Raw genomic sequence first — 3,665 nt, 5'->3', positions numbered from 1 at the left:
TATACAATACCCTAGTTCCCATTAGATCGTTAGAGTTATAAGCACTTAAGTCTTTTGATTGATTGGTGGTTGTATTGAGCTTTCAGAGGAAAATCCTGATCATAAAATCCGAAATCTATCCGATAATCAGCAAACACTACCCGAAAAACACTCACAGGGAAATAATCAGCCTCTACGACCTGATAACCTTCGCAATACTAGCACACTTGCACTTTAACGGAGTTTACAAGCACGCTTACAGAGTCCTAATCGAAGAAATGAAGCTGTTCCCCAAAATCAGGTACAACAAACTAACAGAACGCTTGAACAGGCACGAAAAACTCCTGCTCCTAGCGCAGGAAGAATTATTCAAAAACACGCCAGAGAATACGTTAGAATACTGGACTCAAAGCCCATTCAGACCAAGGAGTTGGCCAGAAAAACAGGAAGGATAAGGAGGGTTCTTCAGAAGTCATCTCTGAAAAGCCCGCAGTTGGGTTTGTTCCCTCTAAAAAAGTTTTACTATGGGTACAAGCTGACCTGTTACTCTGATGGAAATAAGATGCATTAAATGTCTGTTGATCCGGCAAACAAGCATGATGTGAGTGTTGTCAGGGAAAAGTTCTGGGTGATTGTTGAGGAGTTTTCCGGCTGTTTTCTGTTTTTGGATAAGGGGTATGTTAGCAGGGGGCTCGAGGAGGAATTTCTGAGGTTTGGCGTTGTTTACACGCCAGTAAAGCGGGGGAATCAGATTAGTAATCTGGAGGAGAAGAAGTTTTACAAGTACTTGTCTGACTTTCGCAGGAGGATTGAGACTTTGTTTTCGAAGTTTTCTGAGTTTCTTCTGAGGCCGAGCAGGAGTGTTAGTTTGAGGGGGTTAGCTGTCAGGATTTTAGGGGCGATTCTGGCCGTGAATCTGGACAGATTATACAACTTCACAGGTGGTGGGAACTAGGGTTATGTAAAGGGTATCCCTTCCATCTTCAACTGTTGATACAAGTTTTGAGTTCTGTCCCCCAAGGCTTAGAGGTGTTGTGTTTTCGTTAAATACTATCTCTACACTTCTATCTCCAAATTGCGCCTTCTTTAACGTTGAATTGTAGAGAACCTTCGAAAAGTTCACTGCAATAACAATTTTATCCCCCTCTGGAGCTTCTCCAAGGGCTAAGCCCACGTCAGGCATGTCAGTCTCGCTTAACTTATAGTATTGGTCGTTATCCGGGATAATCACACTTCTGTACTTCACGGGAACCTCAACGTATGTGGAGTATGAGCTTGGTCTTATTCCCTTAAGAACTAAGAATGCTCCCAACCGTGCTCCAGCGATTGCATCTTCGTTTATGTGCAGGGGCTGATTGTTTACAACCTTTGTAGTGGGAAGCACAATGACTGCGTTCGTCGAGTCTATTGAAAAGCTGTATGCATTGGCAATTCCCACACTGGACAAAAACAACAACACCATTACAAAACCCAAAGCCCTCTTCATATTTATTCACCTCTACCCATCTTTCGATTTTGATGTTATTAACATTTACGTTTAATCTATTAAATTTCTCAAGAGATTAGCCAGAGTCAGCAGAGAAATACCAATGAACATTCCCTTGAGGTGTTTGGAATCCATTTTAAGGGCAGTCTTGGCCCCCAACCATGAACCTATAATGACGGGGAACATAAGAAGCAGTCCGATAGAATAATCAACGCTGCCGCTTTCTGCATAGGTTATGAAGGCAACAAGGTTGTTAAAGAAAATGATCGCCTTCGCCATTGCGTTTGCCCTTAAAATATCCAGTCTAAAGAACATTCTCAGGAGAGAAATTACCACAAGAGTCGATTCTATTCCCAAAACACCTATGTAGATACCGATTGCCAGACCAACAATAGACTGAGCCAGCTTACCACTAAACACAGGCTCCCCCTGTGGCTCTTTTAGCACAAAATACGTTCCTATTAGGAGAAACGCCATTACGATAAAATTTGCAGTCTCCTCAGACATACTAAGCAGGAAAGCACTACCAACGTAGGAGCCAATTAAGGAAAAGAACACAACAGTAAAAGCCATCTTCAAATTTAAGATGCCCGCTTTAAGGTATGTAAGAGAAGACACGAGGGTTAATACCGCAATAACCATTTTTAATGTCCCTATGGCAGTCTTTGTGGGAATCTCAAAAAGTGTAAGGATAAATAGGGTTATTAAACTCCCCCCGCTCATTAAAGAACCTATGAACCCCCCAAATCCCGCCACGAGTAAGAGAAGGGCTTCTCTCATGTTAATTCGCCAGAAATACTTTGACTTAAAAATATAAAAAGGTTTATCTTTCGACATTTTCAGCAAGAGAAGTCTAAAATATAACCAGCCTACAAGAAAAAGGAGCTGTCCTGTGATATCCTACACAAGCTGAAAGAGCTCATGATCTTATCAAATCGTCTTATTGAGCGTCTCGAAAAGTTGTTAACCCATTAGCCCAACTACAAAACATTTATATATCCACACCCGAAAAGCTTTCAAGTCAAGAATCCAAAACTTTTATAAGCCAAGCAAAGTGCTTACTTTTAGATTGCGCTCATTTGGGAGGTGAGAGATATGGCTTTGAGACCAGCTAAGATTGACAGATACGTTGACAAGCCGGCTTACACAAGAAGGGAATACATTAGAGGTGCTCCCGGTCCAAGGATTACCATATTCGACATGGGAAACCCTGCCGGAGACTTCGAATTTGAAGTTAGCCTTCACACAGCTGAACCAGTCCAGATCAGACAAAACGCCCTCGAAGCTGCGAGAACCCAAGTCAACAGATACCTTACCAAAAACGTTGGTAGAAGCAACTTCCACTTCAAGATAAGGGTTTACCCATTCCAGGTACTTAGAGAGAACCCAATGGCTACAGGAAGAAAAGCTGACCGTTATGGTAACGGTATGAGAAGGCCCTTTGGAAAGCCAATTGGACTTGCTGCAAGACTTAAGAAAGACCAAAAGATCATCACAGTCAGAGTCAACAGACAGCACTTAAAATTTGCACTAGAAGCTATGAAGAGAGCAAGCATGAAGTTCCCATGCAAGTGCTACTACAGAATCTACGACAAGCAAGGAAACGACATAACAACCAAAGTACTATCAACACTTTGAGGTAAAAGCTTATTAACCTTAATTTTCCCTTTTCTTTCATGAGGGCATTTGTACACCCTTTTAAGTCTCAAATGATTTCTCTCAGTAATGCGCCCCATAATGGTGGAGTTTTCAGAGCTAACGGGTTCTTTTTCATGCAGGTTCACAGAAATTATGATGGCGATTACAAGAAGGACTGTCTTGAATTTGAGAGGGCAAATGGGCTGAAGAATTTTGTAGGTTTCATGACTGCTGCGGATATAGAAAAGGTTCTCTCTATTGCAGAGTCTGGAAACGTTAGGGCCTACATCACAGCTGGAATAACTAATCCTGCAATAGCTGGAGATGAGCCTCCCCGATTTTTAAGCAAAACAATCAACATAGCTTTGGTTATTAAAGAAGGGCTCACTCTTGGGGCTATGGCAAATGCAATAATGACGGCCACAGAAGCAAAAACATACACGCTATTGGATCTCGGCTATAATGCCACTGGAACAACAAGCGATGGAATAGGGCTGTTTTCTAAATGGTTAAAATCGTAAAGTTTATATATTTTGTGTCATTGTTTGTAATAGGGGTGTGC

3 protein-coding genes and 2 pseudogenes are annotated in these 3,665 nt (G+C 41.8%); 3 read left to right on the top strand and 2 right to left on the bottom strand.

The annotated features are described in order from the left end of the window. The first annotated feature begins 65 nt into the window (after positions 1 to 65). Positions 66 to 934 (top strand): annotated as a pseudogene (locus THEPK_RS12445) (IS982 family transposase). Here the strand turns inward: THEPK_RS12445 and THEPK_RS01230 are convergent. Continuing rightward, on the bottom strand, positions 905 to 1,465 hold the full coding sequence (locus THEPK_RS01230; protein ID WP_198011269.1) for a hypothetical protein: 561 nt from the start codon (positions 1,463 to 1,465) through the stop codon (positions 905 to 907). The pseudogene THEPK_RS12445 and the gene THEPK_RS01230 sit on opposite strands and share 30 nt — an antisense overlap. Before the next feature lie 51 nt (positions 1,466 to 1,516). Then, the gene (locus tag THEPK_RS01225; protein WP_042697361.1) at positions 1,517 to 2,245 is read right to left on the bottom strand and encodes a sulfite exporter TauE/SafE family protein; all 729 of its coding nucleotides are present in this window, start codon (positions 2,243 to 2,245) and stop codon (positions 1,517 to 1,519) included. Positions 2,246 to 2,560: 315 nt separating this feature from the next. Here THEPK_RS01225 and THEPK_RS01220 point away from each other — a divergent pair, with 315 nt between their 5' ends. Together THEPK_RS01220 and THEPK_RS01215 are read left to right on the top strand one after the other, a co-directional pair. Beyond that, complete coding sequence (locus tag THEPK_RS01220; protein ID WP_042697359.1) at positions 2,561 to 3,103, top strand: 50S ribosomal protein L16; 543 nt, start codon at positions 2,561 to 2,563, stop codon at positions 3,101 to 3,103. A gap of 38 nt (positions 3,104 to 3,141) precedes the next feature. Next, positions 3,142 to 3,606: pseudogene (locus THEPK_RS01215) on the top strand (adenosylcobinamide amidohydrolase); the annotation flags it as partial. Positions 3,607 to 3,665: the final 59 nt, after the last annotated feature.

It is taken from the genome of Thermococcus sp. PK (genome assembly GCF_000430485.1).
GTDB classification, from domain to species: domain Archaea; phylum Methanobacteriota_B; class Thermococci; order Thermococcales; family Thermococcaceae; genus Thermococcus_A; species Thermococcus_A bergensis.
This window is presented reverse-complemented; position numbering and strand designations above follow the sequence as displayed.

Bases quoted from the DNA above. Each gene is read 5' to 3' on its own strand.
- THEPK_RS01230 (WP_198011269.1), bottom strand. From the start codon at position 1,465: ATGAAGAGGGCTTTGGGTTTTGTAATGGTGTTGTTGTTTTTGTCCAGT.
- THEPK_RS01225 (WP_042697361.1), bottom strand. From the start codon at position 2,245: ATGAGAGAAGCCCTTCTCTTACTCGTGGCGGGATTTGGGGGGTTCATA.
- THEPK_RS01220 (WP_042697359.1), top strand. From the start codon at position 2,561: ATGGCTTTGAGACCAGCTAAGATTGACAGATACGTTGACAAGCCGGCT.